The organism is Streptomyces sp. A0642 (assembly GCF_004795105.1).
GTDB lineage: Bacteria > Actinomycetota > Actinomycetes > Streptomycetales > Streptomycetaceae > Streptomyces.
On sequence record NZ_SSBL01000020.1, the window covers coordinates 114,973 to 133,476 of the forward strand.

Sequence of the window (18,504 nt, forward strand, 5' to 3'; positions counted from 1 at the left end):
TCTCCCTCTCTCACCCCATGTCGTGCAGCAAGAGGTTAACGCCGCGCCCGCGCAGGCCCGCCGCCCGCACACCCGCTGTCCAGCCATCGGACGGCTCTCTTTCAGGCCTCACCCTGTGCGTCTGCGAAGGTGATCCGCTTCAGCAGGCCCGCCGCCTCCCGGTCCAGCAGCACCGCCGAGGAGCATCCGAGCGGCAGGAGGCCCGATTCGGTGTCCCGCAGCAGCCGGCCCACGGCCCTGCGGTGCCGGGCGAACGCGTAGCCGGAGACTCCGCGCCCCCGCTCGCGCTGCCCCTCCCTCGCCGTCCGCGGGGTCACGTCGAGCAGCACGAGGTGCAGGGTGCGGCCACGGCGCCGGGCGTCGCGGGCCAGCCAGCCGCGCACCCAGGACTGGGTGCCGCAGTCGTGCACGACGACGGAGGCCCCGGAGCGCAGCACCCGCCACAGTCCCCAGTAGTGGGCGACGCGGACGAGCGGGCGGTAGAGGGCGTACGGGAGTAAGCGGGGCAGCAGGGCGGCCCAGCGGTCCCTGGTGTCCTGGGAGTCGATGGACCGGGCCGAGACGGCCCGCCGGATGAGCGTCGATTTTCCGCTTCCGGGCAGTCCGGAGACCACCACCACGTCGCCCGCCGCGAAGTGCAGGCCGCGCGGGCTGCGCCCCTCCCGCCTGCGCAGATCCCGTACGACGGGCGCGTGCGGGCCCAGCGTCTCCCTGGCCGGCACACCCTGCTGTGCGGGGAGTGCGCCCTGTGCGACCCCCGCGGTCGTCACGTACCGCTGCAACGTCATCGCCCTCCCCCTGCCGACCGGCCCACACCTGTCCCGAGAAGTGTAAAGAAAAGGTAATGCGGCACAACCGTCCGACCCGCCCGATCCCGCGAGAGACCGGGATCGGTACCGACCCCCCACTCTCCCGCAATGCGTGCGATGATGACCCCCGTCAACTGCATAAAGGCCGCTCGAATCCGCGCGGGAGAGTCCCGGTCACCGTGCCGGGCGCCGAAGGAGCAAGATCCTCCCTTGAATCTCTCAGGCCCCGTACCGCGTGGATGAGGCAGATCTGAAAAGCGAGCCGCCCTGCGGCTCCACCCAAGGTGCAAGCCGAACCCCTCCGGGGCCTCTCGGCGAACCTCTCAGGTTCCGATGACAGATGGGGAGGGATCGTCCACGTCGTCATGCCCTGGGAGCCTTATCCATGAGCACCGCCCCCCGCCTCACAGCCCTCGATGCCCTGCACCGTTCGCTGGGCGCGACCATGACCGACTTCGCGGGCTGGGACATGCCGCTGCGGTACGCCAGTGAGCGCGACGAGCACAACGCCGTGCGCACGAAGGCCGGCCTGTTCGACCTGTCCCACATGGGCGAGATCACCGTCACCGGTCCCGAGGCCGTGGCGCTGCTGAACTTCGCGCTCGTCGGCAACATCGGCACCGTCTCCGTCGGCCGCGCCCGCTACACGATGATCTGCGCCGAGGACGGCGGCATCCTGGACGACCTGATCGTCTACCGGCTCGGCGAGACCGAGTACATGGTGGTGGCCAACGCCGGCAACGCGCAGACCGTGCTGGACGCGCTCACCGCGCGGGCCGAGGGCTTCGACGCCCAGGTGCGCGACGACCGTGACGCGTACGCGCTGATCGCCGTCCAGGGCCCCGAGTCCCCCGCCATCCTGGCCGCGGTCACCGAGGCCGACCTGGACGGCCTGAAGTACTACGCCGGCCTGCCCGGCACGGTCGCCGGGGTTCCCGCGCTCATCGCCCGTACCGGCTACACCGGCGAGGACGGCTTCGAACTGTTCGTCGCCCCCGAGCACGCAGAGCGGCTGTGGAAGGCCCTCACCGAGGCGGGCGCCTCCCGTGGCCTGATCCCGTGCGGGCTCTCCTGCCGCGACACGCTGCGCCTGGAGGCGGGCATGCCGCTGTACGGGCACGAGCTGACCACCGCGCTGACGCCGTTCGACGCCGGTCTGGGCCGGGTGGTGAAGTTCGAGAAGGAGGGCGACTTCGTGGGCCGCAAGGCCCTGGAGACCGCCGCCGAGCGCGCCGAGACCGCCCCGCCCCGCAAGCTCGTCGGTCTGGTGGCCGAGGGGCGCCGGGTGCCGCGCGCGGGCTTCCCGGTCGTCGCGGACGGCCAGGTCATCGGCGAGGTCACCTCGGGCGCGCCCTCGCCCACCCTCGGCAAGCCGATCGCCATGGCGTACGTCGACGCCGCCCACGCCACGCCCGGCACCGAGGGTGTCGCCGTGGACATCCGGGGCAGCCACGAACCGTACGAGGTCGTGGCGCTGCCGTTCTACAAGCGCCGTAAGTAGCGCCACGGGCGTGACGGAGCAAGGCTCACGTGACGCAGTCGTATCTCACACCGTAAGACCACCGTTCATCAGCACTCCCCCGCGTACAGGAGAATTCAGGTCATGAGCAACCCCCAGCAGCTGCGGTACAGCAAGGAGCACGAGTGGCTGTCGGCCGTCGAGGACGGTGTGGCCACGATCGGCATCACGGAGCACGCGGCCAACGCGCTCGGTGACGTCGTCTACGTCCAGCTCCCCGAGGTCGGTGACACGGTGACCGCGGGCGAGACCTGCGGCGAGCTGGAGTCGACCAAGTCGGTCAGCGACCTGTACTCGCCGGTGACGGGCGAGGTCACGGCCGCGAACCAGGACGTCGTGGACGACCCGTCGCTGGTGAACTCCGCTCCGTTCGAGGGCGGCTGGCTGTTCAAGGTACGCGTCGCGGAGGAGCCGAAGGACCTGCTCTCCGCCGACGAGTACACCGAGTTCTCCGGCAACTGAGACCCCAAGGGACCACCTGATGTCGCTTCTCAACTCCTCCCTCCACGAGCTGGACCCGGACGTCGCCGCCGCTGTCGACGCCGAGCTCCACCGTCAGCAGTCCACCCTCGAGATGATCGCCTCGGAGAACTTCGCTCCCGTCGCGGTCATGGAGGCGCAGGGCTCCGTCCTGACCAACAAGTACGCCGAGGGCTACCCCGGCCGCCGCTACTACGGCGGCTGTGAGCACGTCGACGTGGTCGAGCAGATCGCGATCGACCGCATCAAGGCGCTCTTCGGCGCCGAGGCCGCGAACGTGCAGCCGCACTCCGGTGCGCAGGCCAACGCCGCCGCGATGTTCGCGCTGCTGAAGCCGGGCGACACGATCATGGGCCTGAACCTGGCGCACGGCGGTCACCTGACCCACGGCATGAAGATCAACTTCTCCGGCAAGCTCTACAACGTGGTCCCGTACCACGTCGACGACACCGGCACCGTGGACATGGCCGAGGTCGAGCGCCTCGCCAAGGAGTCCAAGCCGCAGCTGATCGTGGCCGGCTGGTCCGCCTACCCCCGCCAGCTGGACTTCGCCGCCTTCCGCCGCATCGCGGACGAGGTCGGCGCGTACCTGATGGTCGACATGGCGCACTTCGCCGGTCTGGTCGCCGCGGGCCTGCACCCCAACCCGGTGCCGCACGCCCACGTCGTCACGACCACCACGCACAAGACCCTCGGCGGTCCGCGCGGCGGCGTGATCCTCTCCACGCAGGAGCTCGCGAAGAAGATCAACTCGGCGGTCTTCCCGGGTCAGCAGGGCGGCCCGCTGGAGCACGTGATCGCGGCCAAGGCGGTCTCGTTCAAGGTCGCGGCGACCGATGAGTTCAAGGAGCGCCAGCAGCGCACCCTGGACGGCGCCCGGATCCTCGCCGAGCGCCTGGTGCAGCCGGACGTCACCGAGGTCGGCGTCTCCGTCCTGTCCGGCGGCACGGACGTGCACCTGGTCCTCGTGGACCTGCGCAACTCCGAGCTGGACGGCCAGCAGGCCGAGGACCGGCTCCACGAGCTGGGCATCACGGTCAACCGGAACGCCATCCCCAACGACCCGCGGCCGCCCATGGTCACCTCGGGCCTCCGGATCGGCACGCCGGCGCTCGCCACCCGCGGTTTCCAGGCGGCGGACTTCACCGAGGTCGCCGAGATCATCGCCTCGGCCCTCAAGCCGTCGTACGACGCGGACGACCTGAAGGCCCGCGTCGTCGCGCTCGCCGACAAGTTCCCGCTGTACCCCGGTGTGAAGTAGTCGAACCGGCGTATTTGCACGTTGGGGAGGGGCACCGCGCACACTGAACAGTGAGCGCGGTGCCCCATCCCTTGTCCCCGCTCTTCGGGCCCACCCCGCCCGTACCGCACCACCCGGCAGACAACGGCGTCTACCAACCCTTAGGAGTCCCCCCGTGGCCATCTCGGTCTTCGACCTGTTCTCGATCGGCATCGGCCCGTCCAGCTCCCATACGGTCGGCCCCATGCGCGCGGCCCGTATGTTCGCGCGCCGGCTGAAGAACGAGGGCCTGCTGGCCCACACCGCCTCGATACGCGCCGAACTCTTCGGCTCCCTCGGCGCCACCGGCCACGGCCACGGCACCCCCAAGGCCGTCCTGCTCGGCCTGGAGGGCGAGTCCCCCCGTACCGTCGACGTCGAAACGGCGGACGCCCGCGTCGACGCCATCCGGAGCACCGGCCGGATCAATCTCCTCGGCATGCACGAGATCGCCTTCGACGCCGACAAGCAGCTGGTCCTGCACCGCCGCAAGAGGCTTCCGTACCACGCCAACGGCATGACCGTCTTCGCGTACGACCACGAGGGCGCCTTGCTGCTGGAGAAGACCTACTACTCGGTCGGCGGCGGCTTCGTCGTCGACGAGGACGCCGTCGGCGAGGACCGGATCGTCCCCGACGACACCGTCCTCAAGCACCCCTTCCGCACGGGCGACGAGCTGCTGCGCCTCGCCCGCGACACCGGTCTGTCGATCTCCTCCCTGATGCTGGAGAACGAGCGCGCCTGGCGCACGGAGGACGAGATCCGCTCCGGGCTGCTCGACATCTGGCGTGCCATGCAGTCGTGCGTCTCGCGCGGCATGTCCCGCGAGGGCATCCTGCCCGGCGGCCTCAAGGTCCGCCGCCGCGCGGCGAACACCGCCCGCCAGCTGCGCGCCGAGGGCGACCCGCAGACCCACGCGATGGAGTGGATCACCCTCTACGCGATGGCGGTCAACGAGGAGAACGCCGCGGGCGGCCGCGTCGTCACCGCCCCGACCAACGGCGCTGCCGGCATCATCCCGGCGGTGCTGCACTACTACATGAACTTCGCGGCCGGGGGGGCCACCGAGGCGGAGAAGGACGACAGCGTCGTCCGCTTCCTCCTGGCGGCCGGCGCCATCGGCATGCTGTTCAAGGAGAACGCCTCCATCTCCGGCGCCGAGGTCGGCTGCCAGGGCGAGGTCGGCTCCGCCTGCTCCATGGCCGCGGGCGCCCTCGCCGAGGTCCTGGGCGGCACCCCCGAGCAGGTCGAGAACGCCGCCGAGATCGGCATGGAGCACAACCTGGGCCTGACCTGCGACCCGGTCGGCGGTCTCGTCCAGATCCCGTGCATCGAGCGCAACGGCATGGCGGCCGTGAAGGCCGTCACCGCGGCGAAGATGGCGCTGCGCGGCGACGGCAGCCACAAGGTCTCCCTCGACAAGGTCATCAAGACCATGAAGGAGACGGGCGCCGACATGAGCGTGAAGTACAAGGAGACCGCCCGGGGCGGTCTCGCGGTGAACATCATCGAGTGCTGAGACTCCGGGCGGGCGGCCCGTCCCTCGGCTATCCGCGCCTGGCCAGCGCTCTTCCACCGTTCAGGGCGGACGCTGCCTGCGTTGCCCGTGCACGGAAAGCCCCTGCGGCTCCCCATGACCGGCGGGGCCCGCGCGCATCCCTCCGGCCGGCTCGCGGTGCGGGGCCGCCCCGGGGGGAGGACGACCGCCGGGGCGTGCACGCGCCGGGCTCACGGCAGCACCTCGCGCGACCGGACAGGGGAGCCTGGCGTGCAGTGGGGTAGCTTGCCTTTCCGTACTCGAGCGACAGCATGTGCCGCCGGCCATTCACGTGGGGCGGGCGTGCCGGGGGAAGGGCTCTTCCATGCGGGACAGCGGAATGGACGAACTGGGTGAGGCGCTGGCCGCTGCGGAGGCCGCGCCGCCGGTGGAGTCCGTCGACGTCATCGCCGCGACTCTGCGCAGACAGCTCGGGGCCCGGTCGGTGTCGTTCCTGATCACCGACTACACGGGTGCCTCCGTCGTCCGCCTGGGCACCGCGGACGACATCGACGTGGAGTGTCCCGCAGATCCGATCGCTGTCTCCGGCACCGTCTACGACAAGGTGATACGGGCCCAGCAACCGCATGTGGAGGCCATAGCGGGCGGCGCTTGGACCCGGGTGATCGCACCGGTCACCAATCGCGGCGACGCGCTCGGGCTGCTGGAGCTTCATCTGCCCTACCACCCCGGCCCGGGCACCCTGCTGAAGATCAGCCGGAGCGCCCACGCCCTGTCCTACATCGTCATCGCGAACCGGCCCTTCACCGACCTGTACCAGTGGGGCCGCCGCACCGCCCCGCTGAGCCTGGCCGCCGAGATCCAGTACCAGCTGCTGCCGACCTCTTTGGCCTGCGAGGCCGCCCAGTTCGCGGTCGCGGGGGCCTTGGAGCCGGCCGAGCACGTCGGCGGCGACACCTTCGACTACGTCATAGACCGCGACCACGTGCAGCTGTCCGTCACCGACGCCATGGGCCACGACGTCGACGCCGCCCTCCTGGCCACCCTGCTCGTCGGCGCACTGCGCCGCGCCCGCAGACAGGGAGCCGACCTCGCCGAACAGGCACGGGCCGCCGACCTGGCCGTGGCCGAGCACAGCGGCGGCCGCTACGCCACCGGACAACTGCTGCGGATCAGCCTCCACGACGGTCGCACCGAGTTCATCAACGCCGGCCACCCCTGGCCCCTGCGCCTGCGCGCCGGGAAGGCCGAGGAGATCGCACCGGCCATCGACATGCCCTTCGGTTTCCTGGCCCCCCACACCTACACGGTCCAGCGCCTGGACCTGAGGAAGGGGGACCGGCTGATCATGCTCACCGACGGAATGCAGGAGCGCAGCGCCGCGCATCTCGATCTGCCCGGCCTCATCGAGAGCACGCAGGACCTGCACCCGCGGGAGGCCGCCCGTGTGCTGATCGAGCACGTCGTCGACGCCCATGACGGCGTCCTGCACGACGACGCCACCGTGATGTGCCTGGACTGGTACGGCACCGAGTCCACCCGCCGCGACGCCGACCACGGTGCCGACGTCACCGACGCCTCTCCCGCGGCCGTCCAGCACACCGCACCCCCAGGGGCTGCGGACCCCCGGCGGTGAGGTCGCCCGCCACGTCCGCCCGAGGCCGTCCGGCCGGGGCCTGGGCGCCGCCCGGGACCTCCGGCCGACCGCCCGCGAGGGAACCCGGGAGCCGTCCGCCCACCCGCGCCCCGGTGGCTCCGGCGTCAAGACTTCAGCACGCTCCCACCCGGAACCGGCACCGCGGAGAGGCAGCCCGACGGCCGACGAATATGATCGACCCCATGTCGAAGCCTGACTCTCTGCTTGTTGACGTTGTCGCCCTGGTCGAATCCGGGCACAGCAATCAGATGTCGTTGACCGTGGTCGCCGGTGGTGCTGTCATCACGGGCCGGCTGGCTCCCGAAGCCGTCTGGAGGCAACGGGTGTCGGAGGTCCTGGCGGACTCGGCCCGCCTGAGCGACTTCTCCGCCGTGTTCACCACCCCGGCACCCGAGGAAGGACCCCCCACGCATCTGCACTTCCATGTGGCCCGGATTCTGCAGGGCACAGTGGGAATCCCGGAGACAGGCGGGATGTACCGGGTGGCGATCGAAGACGTCAGCGCCTGGACCATGGGCGACTTCAGCTACTCCGACCACTGACCTACCGCCGCGCCGGACAGACCCCGGCACGCGGTGAGGGTCCGACCGGCTGCGCCGGTCGGACCCTCACCGCTGCTTGCCCGCCGGTCAGGCGGCCACGGGGCCGCCGAGCATCGCGGACGCGTGTGTCAGCGGGTCGAGCACGCGGACGGGTGCCGGGGCCTGGGGAAGGCCGCGGCAGGTGAAGCCGAGCTGGGCCATGGCCCGAAGGACTTCGCCGGCGCTGAAGTCACGGCGGTCCTGGCGGGTGACGACCTGCCCGACCTGTTTGACGGGGTAGGTGCGCCGGCCGATGATCACCGACTCGCCGGAAACCTTCTCGGGCTTGATGCCGCTCATCGAATCCAGGACGCCGCTCCTGGTGAGGTCGAACGGGAAACGGGCGATGACACAGCGCATGATGCCTCACGGGGACGGAGGGGCGGGGAGATGGTCGTGTCGCGGTGAGGCGGTTCAGCCGGCCAGGGCGAGGATGCGCGGAGTGCTGCCGTGTGCGTCGGCGGCGGGCAGCGCCCAGGGCGAGCCGCCGCGCGCTGCGTGCTCGGCCCGGGGCATCGTGCTCACGGGCGCGGTGGGCGGCCTGTGGTCGCCGAGGATGTCGCGCAACTGGAGCCGGTCGGTGTAGTCGGGGCTGTCGCGTACCGCGGCGAGCCGGGCCCAGGTGACCAGTTGGGTCCCCGGGCCGTAGGGGTCGCAGACCAGCAGGTGCCCGGTGCGGGCACTGGCCATGACCGACAGGGCGACCTCGACGGTCATGTCGTCCCAGACCTGGGGTCCGCCCGTGCTCCCGGCGTCGGCCTCCGCCGTGCGCCCCGTGGGGGCCGTGGCCGAGCGGGGTCGCATCTGAACCAGCGTCAACGTGTGTCTCCTGCGGTGGTGGGTCAGTTTCCTGGTGACGGGAGAGCCCTCAGGCGGCCGCGTCGAAGGAGGACTGATGGGCGGTCACGCGCCGGGCGGCCGAGGCGGGGCTGCGCCGTCCGCGTGAGGACACGCCGCGCTGACGACGCGCGACGACCGGGGCGGTGATCGTCACGGGAATACCGGAGGGTGCCTGCGCGCCGGTGATCCGGCCGAGCTCCTCTTCGCCGGAGCGGACCTGGGTGGTCCGGGGCACGATGCCGGCGGCGGCCATGAGGCGGGTCATGTCGCGGCGCTGGTGAGGGGTGACCAGGGTGACGACGCTGCCGGACTCCCCGGCCCGGGCGGTACGCCCGCCGCGGTGGAGGTAGTCCTTGTGGTCGGTCGGCGGGTCGACGTTGACGACGAGGTCGAGGTTGTCGACGTGGATGCCGCGGGCGGCGACGTTCGTGGCCACGAGCACGGTGACGTGCCCGGTCTTGAACTGGGCCAGGGTCCGGGTGCGCTGCGGCTGCGACTTCCCCCCGTGCAGGGAAGCGGCCCGGACACCGCTGGCCAGCAGGTGGTCGGTGAGCTTGTCCACGGCCCGCTTGGTGTCCAGGAACATGATCACCCGGCCCTCGCGCGCCGCGATCTCGGTCGTCGTCCGGTGCTTGTCGGCGCCGTGGACGTGCAGGACGTGGTGCTCCATCGTGGTGACCGCGCCTGCGGACGGGTCGACGGAGTGGACTACCGGGTCGGTGAGATAGCGGCGGACCAGGCGGTCGACGTTGCGGTCGAGGGTGGCGGAGAACAGCATCCGCTGGCCCTCGGGGCGGACCTGGTCGAGGAGCGCGGTGACCTGGGGCATGAAGCCCATGTCGGCCATCTGGTCCGCCTCGTCCAGGACGGTGATCGCGACCTGGTCGAGTCGGCAGTCACCGCGGTCGATGAGGTCCTTGAGCCGGCCCGGTGTCGCGACGACGACCTCGGCGCCGTCACGCAGCGCGCGGGACTGCCTCCCGATCGACATTCCGCCGACGACGGTGGCGAGGCGCAGCCGCACCGAGCGGGCGTAGGGGGTCAGGGCGTCGGTCACCTGTTGAGCCAGCTCACGCGTCGGCACGAGGACCAGCGCCAGGGGCCGGCGCGGCTCGGCGCGCTGACCGGCGGTGCGGGCCAGCAGAGCCAGGCCGAAGGCGAGGGTCTTGCCGGAGCCGGTCCGCCCGCGTCCCAGGGCGTCGCGGCCCGCGAGGGTGTTCGGCAGGGTCGCCCCCTGGATCGGGAACGGAACGCTCAACCCCTGTGCGGTCAGCGCGGCCAGCAGGGGTGCGGGCAGGTCGAGGTCGGCGAACGCCTCGACCGCGGGCAGCGCGGGAGTGCTCGTGACCGGCAGGGCGAACTCGCCCTGGACGGTGGCGGGCCTCCGTCCCTGGCCGCCCGCACGGCCCGGGCCGCCGGACCCCTTCGGGGCGGAGGAGCCGGAGCGGCTGCTCCGCGCGGAACCCGCGGCGGAGGCGGCGGTGCGGCTGCGGGAGGATCGGGCGTTCGTACCTGTGGGATTCATGAAGAACCTTCCTTGATACGGCACGTATCAAGGAATTCCCGCAGCGGAATGACAGCGCAGGGAACTCACAAGAACGGGCCGGAGAGAATGCAAAAGGGGGCCCGGCTCACGGTTTATTCCGGAGCGGGGTACAGGCCGTGAAAGGGGGATGTCACGGGGCGGCGAATCCAGGACGGCGCCCGGGTGCGGCTCCGAAGGCGCGGTCACCCGCGGAGAGGACTCCACGGGAGGCGGTTGCCCCGCAGGTCACGTCACTGCGGGGAATGCCCGTGGCCGGGGCCCGGGCCCCGAGGGGTGCGGGCCCCGGCCACGGAGGGTACGCCGGCGTCAGGCGGGGATGATCTTCTCGGCCGTCGGGCCCTTCTGGCCCGGTGCGATGTCGAAGGTGACCTTCTGACCCTCGAGCAGCTCGCGGAAGCCCTCGGCGTCGATGTTCGAGAAGTGGGCGAACACGTCGGGGCCGCCACCGTCCTGCTCGATGAAGCCGAAACCCTTGGCCGCGTTGAACCACTTCACAGTGCCTGATGCCATGCCATGTCTCCTTGGGGGGCAGTACGTCGGGGTCCGTGATGCACGGACCCCGCGTCGCCGCGATGATGCCCCGCCCGGAGGAAACCGGAAATACAATGAAGCTTTCCCGGCCGAAAAATCGGGGGAGAAGCCTGAAGTTTTGGGAACCACAACTGCAACTGAGATCGACAGTAGCATGCCGTAATGGCCCGCGTACGGTGAATAATTCCGCTCTCTCGGCAGCGGTAAAAACACTCCCGGCGTGGTGCGGTGAACCCTCATTTCGCGGCCGTAGATATTGGTCCACCCGGAGCACAGCTCACAGGAGGAACGACCGCCTCGCCCCCGCGGGCCTTCGCGCCGCCCTGGGGGGCGCGGCCCCTCGATCCGCCGTCATCCGGGTCTCCCGAAGTTGAGTAGACCAGCTGGTCGTGGGGAACGATGAGAGCTTCCGAACGGGCACCTCCGCTCGTCTACCCGCAAGGACGCCGATGCTTCCTGAGGTTCACCCCCACATGTCCGCCTCCCTCGCCGACCAGCTGGAACAGCAGTTGGGCCCGGCTCCGGACCGCGAAGCCGGCCGGCTCGACGTGAAGCGCGTCGCAGGGATCGCAGTCGTCGCGGCTGCCCATTCCGGTGGCTACGCGGCCATCGGCCATCTCCTCGGGCTCCTGGCCGCGCTCCCCGCCCCCGCCGAGGCAGGAGAACGCTTCTGGTCGGACCTGTGGAGGTCTTCGGGTACCGCCTACCTGCTGCCGGCCACCATCAAGGCCGCCGTACTGCAGTCGCTGACGGGCGAAGGAACGGCCCTGGCCCGGCAGATCCTCTCGGCCGTCGACGAGATGACCCCGCCCCAGCGCGTGGCCGCCGGCGAGGTGATCGGCCAAGCCCTCGCCGAGTCCGACCACCTCCCCGAGCTCAAGACGCAGGTCATCGGAGAACTCTGGCTCCGCGATCTCGAACTCACCGCCTGGCACGTGCTGCACGCCGACGGCAGGTCGAGCGATCCGGCTGGGCGAAAGGCCTTCCTCGAAGCCTGGACGAACGTCTGAAGCCAGGCCCCCGAGCTGCCGGCCCGCCCCCCGGGGCGGGGCTCCGCACGTGCGGAGCCCCGCACTCGGTCAGCTGGTGGGGAAGTTGTCCGAGGTGCTGATGCGGCTCTTGACCAGCGCCCCCGACTCGGTCAGCACACCACTGCTGCTGTAGTCGCTGCCGTTGCAGGTGCCGGGCCGGAACGCGGCGCTGCTCTCGTCGGCGTCGGAGTAGGTCCAGTTCGCGTAGCCGATCTTCAGCTGGTCCAGCAGATCCAGCCAGGCCGTGGTGCTCGCCCGGTCCATCGAACCGCCGCCGGTGGCGCTCACCGTGCCGAACTCCGTCACGAAGAGCGGCAGTCGGGACGCCGCGCGGCTCACCGCGGCGCGGTAGTTGTCCTTGTGGCTGGCGGCGTAGAAGTGGAACGTGTACATGATGTTGGTCGCGTTGACGGGGTTGTTGATGATCTCGGTCTCACTGGAGCCGTCCGAGACTCCGAGCGAGGACCAGCCACGGGTGCCGACGATGACGACCGCGTCCGGGTCGGCGGCGCGGATCACCGGGATGACCTGTTCGGCGTAGCTCTTGATGGCCGCCCAGCTCACACCGTTGGGTTCGTTGGCGATCTCGTAGATCACGTTCTTCTTGGCGGCGTTGCGGGCCGCCACGGACGCGAAGAACGTCTTCGCGCGGTCGAGGTTGAAGTTCGGATCGCCCGGCGTCAGGGTGTGGAAGTCGATGATCGCGTACATGCCGCGCGCCTCGGCCATGTCGACGAGGCCGTTCACGCGGCTGGTGAAGCCCGCCGGGTCGGTCTCGTACCCGCTCTCCTGCACGTACATGGCGACCCGCAGCAGGTCGGCCTTCCAGTCGTTCGCCAGCGCGTCGAGGGACGCGCTGTTGTAGCACTTGCTGAACCACTGGAGTCCGTGCGTGCTCATGCCCCGCAGCTGAACGGGGCGGTTGTACTGGTTGCAGAGGTTCACCCCGCACACGTGGAGCTGGCCGTTGACGCCCACGGGCGTACCGGTGGTGCCGCCGCCCGGGTCGGGCGGGGTGGTGCCGTCCACGGAGCCCGTGCAGGCGACGCCGTTGAGCGTGAACGCCGTGGGCTTCGGGTTGGCGCCCGTGAAGGAACCGACCATGCCCAGGTCGGCCGCCGCGCCGGTGGCCAGCGTGCGGTTCCAGTCGATGCCGGCGGCGCTGACCGTGGAACCGGACTGCGACCAGGTCGCGTTCCAGCCCTGGACGAGCTTCTGGCCCGCGTCCGGCAGAGCGAACTTGAGCGTCCACCCGTTGACGGGATCACCCAGATTGGTGACCTTCACTCCGGCCTGGAAGCCGCCCTGCCACTGGCTGGTGACCGTGAAGTCGACCTTGCATCCCGAGGCGGCCATCGCCGGAGGGCTGAACAGGGCCGTGAGGCCCAGGATCGTCGCGCAGGTCGCCAGTAGAGCCAATAGGCGTTTCACAGCATTCCTCCATGGATGAAATGGGAATACGCGCTGGGAGCGCTCCCGAAGCCGTCGGCCACGGACGGGGCCGAGCCCCGCCTGGTGAGCGGGAGCGGCATCGGCGCGATCCGGTGTCAGGGTTGGCCGATTGGGCACCACTGAAATGGGAGCGCTCCCAATTTGGGGGTCGGGCGACGTGCCGTCAAGCCGTTCGACAGGATTCGCCCGGCGAGCCGGGCCAGGACCCCGGCGCCGGTCGGGCCGTAGGATCGGGTCCTCATGGGGGTGGGAACATGCTGAAGCGGGGTTCCGGCACACCGACGCTGGAGGAAGTGGCAGCCCTTGCCGGAGTGGGGCGGGGCACGGTCTCGCGGGTGATCAACAACGCGTCGGGGGTCAAGGCGTCCACACGCCGTGCCGTGCAGCGCGCCATCGACGAGCTGAACTACGTGCCCAATCTGGCCGCTCGCTCACTGGCCGGGCGGCGCGCGGACGCCGTCGCGCTGGTGATGACCCAGTCGGACTGGCGGTTGTTCGGTGAGCCGTTCTTCTCGGAGGTCGCGCGGGCGGTCGGGGACGCCCTGACCGAGGCGGGCGTGCAACTGATGCTGACGCTCGTGCGCACCGACGAGGAACGGCAGCGGCTCGTGGAGTACGTGCGCGGCGGCCGGGTCGACGGGGCGCTGCTGATGTCCGTACCGGCGGGCGACCGGCTGCCGGACATGCTCGCCGACGCCGGGCTGCCCACGGTGCTGCTGGGCCGGCGCTCGCAGGACGAGCGGGTGACCTATGTGGACGCGGACAACATCGGCGGGGCGCGGGCCGCGGTCGGCCATCTGGCGCGGAGCGGGCGGAGGGCCATCGCCACGATCACGGGCCCGCCCGAGATGTACGTCGCCCAGTGCCGGCTGCGCGGCTACCGGGAGGCGCTGGAGGACGCGGGTCTCGGGGAGGTGGCTTCCCTGGTCGTCCAGGGGGACTTCACCGAAGCCAGCGGGCGGCGGGCGATGACCGGGCTCATCGCCGAGCACCCGGAGGTCGACGCCGTCTTCGCGGCATCGGACAGCATGGCCGCGGGGGCGCTGGCCGCCCTCCACGCGGCGGGACGGCGGGTGCCGGAGGACGTGGCGGTGGTCGGCTTCGACGACTTCGAGCTGGCCGAGCAGACGGAGCCGGCGCTGACGACCGTCCGCCAGCCGATGGAGGAGATCGGGCGGACGATGGTGCGGCTGCTGCTGGAGGAGATGGACCAGCCGGAGGTGGCCTGGCGCCATGTGACCCTGCGAACGCAGCTGGTGGTGCGCGACTCGGCCTGAGGGGGCGGGCGGCCGCTCGTCCTGCGACTGGCGCATGCATCTCGTGCCGCGACCGACGGAGGGGGCGTACGGCCGTTTCGCCATCCGTGCCGGCGAACCCAGGCCGTGCCGCGACTCGGGCGGAGGGGGCGTACGGCGGTTTCGCCATCCGTGCCGGCGAACGCAGGCCGTGCCGCGACTCGGGCGGAGGGGGCGTACGGCGGTTTCGCCATCCGTGCACGCGGCCCGTGCCGCGAGCCGGGCCGAGGGATCGGGCGGCCCTTCCCGGGGAGCGGCACGAGACTCCCGCGCGCGTGACCGGGAAGTCCCGCGCCAGAGGGGGGAGCGCTCCCAGGTGGCCATGCCCGCACCGCTGGCACACCTCCCCGGCTCACCGCCGACCGGAACGCGCCTCGTCGGAAATCCTGCCGACACTTTCGGTCCAAGGGGTTGTCAGGGACACGACCCACTCTTACAGTCCCTACCAACCCACACATGGGAGCGCTCCCAGAGCCGCCCGACCGAGCGCTCCACCGCCCGCCCCATCCCCACGCCTGCCGCCGCTCCCACCCCCGGGCGCACCGCCGGCCCCGGTCCGTGCGGACCACCCGCAGGGTTCGCTCACCGGACGGTGACCGCAGGAGACAGACGGGTCCGGCCGGAAGGCAGTCCCCACACAGGCACAGGAGAGACCATGGCTCGACGCAAGAAGCAACTCACCGCCCTCTTAGCGGCGTTCGCGACCCTGCTCGCCGGAATCGCCCTGACGCTCCTCGGCCAGGGCAGCGCGCAGGCCCACGGCGTGACGATGACACCGGGATCGCGTACGTACCTCTGCATGCTGGACGCCAAGACCAGCACCGGCGCCCTGGATCCGACCAACCCGGCGTGCAAGGCCGCGCTCAACGAGAGCGGGGCGACCTCGCTGTACAACTGGTTCGCCGTGCTCGACTCCAACGCGGGCGGGAGAGGGGCGGGTTACGTCCCGGACGGCAAGCTCTGCAGCGCCGGCGACCGGTCCCCGTACAACTTCACCGGATACAACGCCGCACGCTCCGACTGGCCCCGGACCCACCTGACGTCCGGGAAGACCATCGAGGTCCAGCACAGCAACTGGGCGGCGCACCCCGGTTCGTTCCGGGTCTACCTGTCCAAGCCCGGCTACTCCCCCAGCACCGAACTGGGCTGGGACGACCTGGAGTTGATCCAGACCGTCACCAATCCGGCGCAGACGGGCTCGCCCGGCACGGACGGCGGCCACTACTACTGGAACCTGGCACTGCCCTCGGGCCGCTCGGGTGACGCGGTGATGTTCATCCAGTGGGTGCGCTCGGACAGCCAGGAGAACTTCTTCTCCTGCTCCGACGTCGTCTTCGACGGCGGCAACGGCGAGGTCACCGGCATTCGCGGCTCGGGCAGCACTCCGGACCCGACCCCCACCCCGACCCCGACCGACCCCACGCCCACCCCGACCGACCCCACTGACCCGCACACCGGCTGCATGGCCGTCTACAGCGTGACCAACTCCTGGGGCGGCGGCTTCCAGGGTTCCGTCGAGGTCATGAACCACGGCACGGCGGCGCGTGACGGCTGGGCCGTGAAGTGGACGCCCGGCGCCGGCGCCAAGGTCAGCAGCGTGTGGAACGGCGTGCTGACCACGGGCTCCGACGGTGCGGTCACCGTCAGGAACGCCGATTACAACCGGACCATCCCACCGGACGGCAGCGTCACCTTCGGATTCACCGCCACTTCGACCGGCAACAACTTCCCCGTCGGCTCGATCGGCTGTGTCAACCCGTAACCGCTGACGCAGACGGCGCCGGTTCCCGTGTCGCACGGGGACCGGCGCTTTCGCGTCTCCGGGCGCGGACCGAGGCTCCGGCCTCACGGGCGAGCAGAGGCGAAACCTTTCGAACCGTTGACCGCAACTATCGGACGGGCTAGCCTGCCGCGTGATCCCGCGACACATGGACGGGAACGCCGTCCGTGTACGTGGACACTTTGCGCGCCGTTTCGTTTCCCCACCGCACAGAGGGAACACATCCATGAACCGAAGATCGTCACTGATCAGCCTGATCGCGGCAGGAGCGCTCCTCGCCTCGCTCGCCGCCGTCTCACCCGCCCTCGGGGCCGCAGAGGCAGCAGGGGCCGGAGAGGCGGCAGCGGCGGACCACGCGCCGGGAGCCCATGAGCGCAATGCCCACTGGGTGGCCGCGTGGACGTCGATGCCGCAGCTGACGGAGCCGTCCAACATGCCGCCGGCACCGTTCACCCAGGCCGATTCCGTCCTGGCGGACACGACACTGCGGCAGACCGTCCACGTCTCGGCGGGCGGTGACCACATCCGGCTGCGGTTCTCCAACGCGTTCGGCGGCGCGGTGCTGCCCCTCACCAAGGTGTCCGTGGCCCTGCCGCTGGACGGCCGGGCCGGAACGGGGGCCGTCCGGGAGGGAACCACGCGCCGGGTGACCTTCGGGGGCGCTTCCTCGGTGACCGTGCCGGCCGGAGCGCAGGCCGTCTCCGACCCCCTCGACTTCCGGGTCGAGCCCGGTACCAACCTGACGGCGACGGTCTACCTGGCCACCGGGCAGGCGTCCACCGCTCTCACCTCGCATCCCGGTTCCCGTACGACCTCGTACCTCCGGTCCGGGGACCACGTCGAGGACGCGGACCTCCCCGGGGCCACCACCACCGACCACTGGTACCTCCTCAGCGGCGTCGAGGTCTGGTCCCGGAGCAGCACCTCGGCGACGGCGGTGCTCGGCGACTCGCTGACCGACGGCCGGGGTTCCACCACCAATGGGAACGACCGCTGGCCGGACGTGCTCCAGCAGCGGCTGGCTGCCGGTACGGGCCCGGTACGGACCTCGGTCGTCAACCAGGCGGCCGGCGGCAACCGCCTGCTCAACGACGGCCTGGGCCCGAACGGACTGGCGCGGCTGGACCGGGACGTACTGGCCCAGAGCGGCGTCGACCGGCTGATCGTCTTCGAGGGCGTCAACGACATCGGGACGGCGGCCGCCACCCCCGCCGCCCAGAAGCGGACGGCGGACGACGTCATCGCGGCGTACGACCAGATCATCACCCGGGCGCACGCCCTGGGGATCCGGGTGTACGGGGCGACGCTGACGCCCTTCGGCGGCAACACCGGGTATGACGACCCGGACGGGTACCGCGAGGGGAGCCGGCAGACGGTCAACGCCTGGATCCGCACCAGCGGCCGCTTCGACGACGTGCTCGACTTCGACCGGGCCGCCCGCGACCCGCAGAACCCCCGGGCGCTCCGCGACTCTTGGGACGTCGGCGACCATCTCCATCTGAACCCCGCGGGTTACCGTGCCCTGGCCGGCGCCGTCCCCGCACGCCTGTTCCGGCAGACCCCGCTGCCGGCGGGCTTCGGCTACAACTGACCGGCGCACGAGGGCGGCCCGCACACCCGCGAAGGGTGTGCGGGCCGCCCGTCGTCCGGCTAGGGACCGGCCGATGAGGGGGCCACAGGCCGGGCCGCCCGTCGTCCCGCTACGGCCCGGTCGACGAGGCGGCCACAGGCCGGGCCGCTCCCCCGCATCCGGAGGTGAATCGGCCAGAATCGGGGCCGCGGTCACTCGACCCGGTCAACCCCAGGAGTGCACCAACTGCTCATAACTGGGCAGCAGTTCATGGCGAACACACATTTTCGGTCACCAGCAGCTTCCCTCCTCCCCATACTGGGAGTTCACTGGTCGTGACGAGTGGTGACGCGATCGCCGTGCACGTCAGGCGGTCCGCTGCCCTGGGCCCTGGGCCCTGCGGGGCCCCGCTTCGACGGCCCGGCCCTGCGGAGGAAAGAGGACAGCGATGACAGCCGCCCCTCCCGTGACGCCTCTTCGGCGGGATCCGGCCGTCCGGCCCGGCCACGGGGCGGGAGGCGTGCCGCGGGTCGCCCGGTGCGACCGTCCGCCCCGCCGGTCCTGATCCGGTCCTGCGGCGATCGCCGCAGCCGGCCCACTGCCGGCACCGCCCGTTTCCGACGCCGGTGCGGACGA

The 18,504-nt window shown here is 71.1% G+C and carries 16 protein-coding genes and 1 riboswitch; of the genes, 10 read left to right on the forward strand and 6 right to left on the reverse strand.

Annotated features, from left to right (window positions below; genetic code table 11):
- Positions 1-101 precede the first annotated feature (101 nt).
- Positions 102-788, reverse strand: coding sequence for an AAA family ATPase (locus E6R60_RS27515; protein WP_136329373.1), 687 nt, complete (start codon positions 786-788; stop codon positions 102-104).
- Between the two features lie 171 nt (positions 789-959).
- Positions 960-1,053, forward strand: a riboswitch (glycine riboswitch).
- Positions 1,054-1,194: 141 nt separating this feature from the next.
- Here E6R60_RS27515 and gcvT point away from each other — a divergent pair.
- From gcvT to E6R60_RS27545, 6 genes are all read left to right on the forward strand, one after another.
- Positions 1,195-2,310 (forward strand): glycine cleavage system aminomethyltransferase GcvT, encoded by a 1,116-nt coding sequence (gene gcvT / locus E6R60_RS27520; protein ID WP_136329374.1) that lies wholly within the window; start codon positions 1,195-1,197, stop codon positions 2,308-2,310.
- A 102-nt stretch (positions 2,311-2,412) separates the two neighbouring features.
- Positions 2,413-2,790, forward strand: a complete 378-nt coding sequence (gene gcvH / locus E6R60_RS27525) for a glycine cleavage system protein GcvH (protein WP_136329375.1) — start codon at positions 2,413-2,415, stop codon at positions 2,788-2,790.
- 19 nt (positions 2,791-2,809) lie between these two features.
- Positions 2,810-4,069 (forward strand): serine hydroxymethyltransferase, encoded by a 1,260-nt coding sequence (gene glyA / locus E6R60_RS27530; protein ID WP_136329376.1) that lies wholly within the window; start codon positions 2,810-2,812, stop codon positions 4,067-4,069.
- A 154-nt stretch (positions 4,070-4,223) separates the two neighbouring features.
- A complete protein-coding gene (locus tag E6R60_RS27535; RefSeq protein ID WP_136329377.1) occupies positions 4,224-5,606 on the forward strand; it encodes an L-serine ammonia-lyase in 1,383 nt (460 codons plus the stop codon).
- Between the two features lie 343 nt (positions 5,607-5,949).
- A complete protein-coding gene (locus tag E6R60_RS27540; RefSeq protein WP_136329378.1) occupies positions 5,950-7,221 on the forward strand; it encodes a PP2C family protein-serine/threonine phosphatase in 1,272 nt (423 codons plus the stop codon).
- A 203-nt stretch (positions 7,222-7,424) separates the two neighbouring features.
- Positions 7,425-7,784, forward strand: coding sequence for a hypothetical protein (locus E6R60_RS27545; RefSeq protein WP_136329379.1), 360 nt, complete (start codon positions 7,425-7,427; stop codon positions 7,782-7,784).
- An 87-nt stretch (positions 7,785-7,871) separates the two neighbouring features.
- Here the strand turns inward: E6R60_RS27545 and E6R60_RS27550 are convergent, their stop codons facing one another.
- The 4 genes from E6R60_RS27550 to E6R60_RS27565 form a co-directional block, all read right to left on the reverse strand.
- The gene (locus E6R60_RS27550) at positions 7,872-8,183 is read right to left on the reverse strand and encodes an SCO5918 family protein (protein ID WP_136329380.1); all 312 of its coding nucleotides are present in this window, start codon (positions 8,181-8,183) and stop codon (positions 7,872-7,874) included.
- A gap of 54 nt (positions 8,184-8,237) precedes the next feature.
- Complete coding sequence (locus E6R60_RS27555) at positions 8,238-8,627, reverse strand: hypothetical protein (RefSeq protein ID WP_136329381.1); 390 nt, start codon at positions 8,625-8,627, stop codon at positions 8,238-8,240.
- A 64-nt stretch (positions 8,628-8,691) separates the two neighbouring features.
- A complete protein-coding gene (locus E6R60_RS27560; RefSeq protein ID WP_136329382.1) occupies positions 8,692-10,188 on the reverse strand; it encodes a DEAD/DEAH box helicase in 1,497 nt (498 codons plus the stop codon).
- A gap of 327 nt (positions 10,189-10,515) precedes the next feature.
- Positions 10,516-10,719 (reverse strand): cold-shock protein, encoded by a 204-nt coding sequence (locus E6R60_RS27565; protein WP_136329383.1) that lies wholly within the window; start codon positions 10,717-10,719, stop codon positions 10,516-10,518.
- A gap of 494 nt (positions 10,720-11,213) precedes the next feature.
- Between E6R60_RS27565 and E6R60_RS27570 the strand changes: the two genes are divergently transcribed.
- Complete coding sequence (locus E6R60_RS27570; RefSeq protein WP_240802700.1) at positions 11,214-11,750, forward strand: hypothetical protein; 537 nt, start codon at positions 11,214-11,216, stop codon at positions 11,748-11,750.
- A 69-nt stretch (positions 11,751-11,819) separates the two neighbouring features.
- Here E6R60_RS27570 and E6R60_RS27575 read toward each other — a convergent pair whose 3' ends face one another.
- Entirely contained in the window at positions 11,820-13,202 is a 1,383-nt protein-coding gene (locus E6R60_RS27575) for a cellulase family glycosylhydrolase (RefSeq protein WP_136329384.1), read from the reverse strand.
- 275 nt (positions 13,203-13,477) lie between these two features.
- On the opposite strand from E6R60_RS27575, the gene E6R60_RS27580 reads away from it, so the two are divergent.
- From E6R60_RS27580 to E6R60_RS27590, 3 genes are all read left to right on the forward strand, one after another.
- Positions 13,478-14,500, forward strand: a complete 1,023-nt coding sequence (locus E6R60_RS27580) for a LacI family DNA-binding transcriptional regulator (protein ID WP_136329385.1) — start codon at positions 13,478-13,480, stop codon at positions 14,498-14,500.
- 673 nt (positions 14,501-15,173) lie between these two features.
- On the forward strand, positions 15,174-16,280 hold the full coding sequence (locus E6R60_RS27585) for a lytic polysaccharide monooxygenase (protein WP_136329386.1): 1,107 nt from the start codon (positions 15,174-15,176) through the stop codon (positions 16,278-16,280).
- A 244-nt stretch (positions 16,281-16,524) separates the two neighbouring features.
- Complete coding sequence (locus tag E6R60_RS27590; protein ID WP_136329387.1) at positions 16,525-17,889, forward strand: SGNH/GDSL hydrolase family protein; 1,365 nt, start codon at positions 16,525-16,527, stop codon at positions 17,887-17,889.
- Positions 17,890-18,504: the final 615 nt, after the last annotated feature.

Coding starts and splice junctions, on each gene's coding strand:
- glyA (WP_136329376.1), top strand. CDS start 2,810: ATGTCGCTTCTCAACTCCTCCCTCCACGAGCTGGACCCGGACGTCGCC.
- E6R60_RS27545 (WP_136329379.1), top strand. CDS start 7,425: ATGTCGAAGCCTGACTCTCTGCTTGTTGACGTTGTCGCCCTGGTCGAA.
- E6R60_RS27540 (WP_136329378.1), top strand. CDS start 5,950: ATGCGGGACAGCGGAATGGACGAACTGGGTGAGGCGCTGGCCGCTGCG.
- E6R60_RS27580 (WP_136329385.1), top strand. CDS start 13,478: ATGCTGAAGCGGGGTTCCGGCACACCGACGCTGGAGGAAGTGGCAGCC.
- E6R60_RS27570 (WP_240802700.1), top strand. CDS start 11,214: ATGTCCGCCTCCCTCGCCGACCAGCTGGAACAGCAGTTGGGCCCGGCT.
- E6R60_RS27550 (WP_136329380.1), bottom strand. CDS start 8,183: ATGCGCTGTGTCATCGCCCGTTTCCCGTTCGACCTCACCAGGAGCGGC.
- gcvH (WP_136329375.1), top strand. CDS start 2,413: ATGAGCAACCCCCAGCAGCTGCGGTACAGCAAGGAGCACGAGTGGCTG.
- E6R60_RS27585 (WP_136329386.1), top strand. CDS start 15,174: ATGGCTCGACGCAAGAAGCAACTCACCGCCCTCTTAGCGGCGTTCGCG.
- E6R60_RS27590 (WP_136329387.1), top strand. CDS start 16,525: ATGAACCGAAGATCGTCACTGATCAGCCTGATCGCGGCAGGAGCGCTC.
- E6R60_RS27560 (WP_136329382.1), bottom strand. CDS start 10,188: ATGAATCCCACAGGTACGAACGCCCGATCCTCCCGCAGCCGCACCGCC.
- gcvT (WP_136329374.1), top strand. CDS start 1,195: ATGAGCACCGCCCCCCGCCTCACAGCCCTCGATGCCCTGCACCGTTCG.
- E6R60_RS27555 (WP_136329381.1), bottom strand. CDS start 8,627: ATGCGACCCCGCTCGGCCACGGCCCCCACGGGGCGCACGGCGGAGGCC.
- E6R60_RS27565 (WP_136329383.1), bottom strand. CDS start 10,719: ATGGCATCAGGCACTGTGAAGTGGTTCAACGCGGCCAAGGGTTTCGGC.
- E6R60_RS27515 (WP_136329373.1), bottom strand. CDS start 788: ATGACGTTGCAGCGGTACGTGACGACCGCGGGGGTCGCACAGGGCGCA.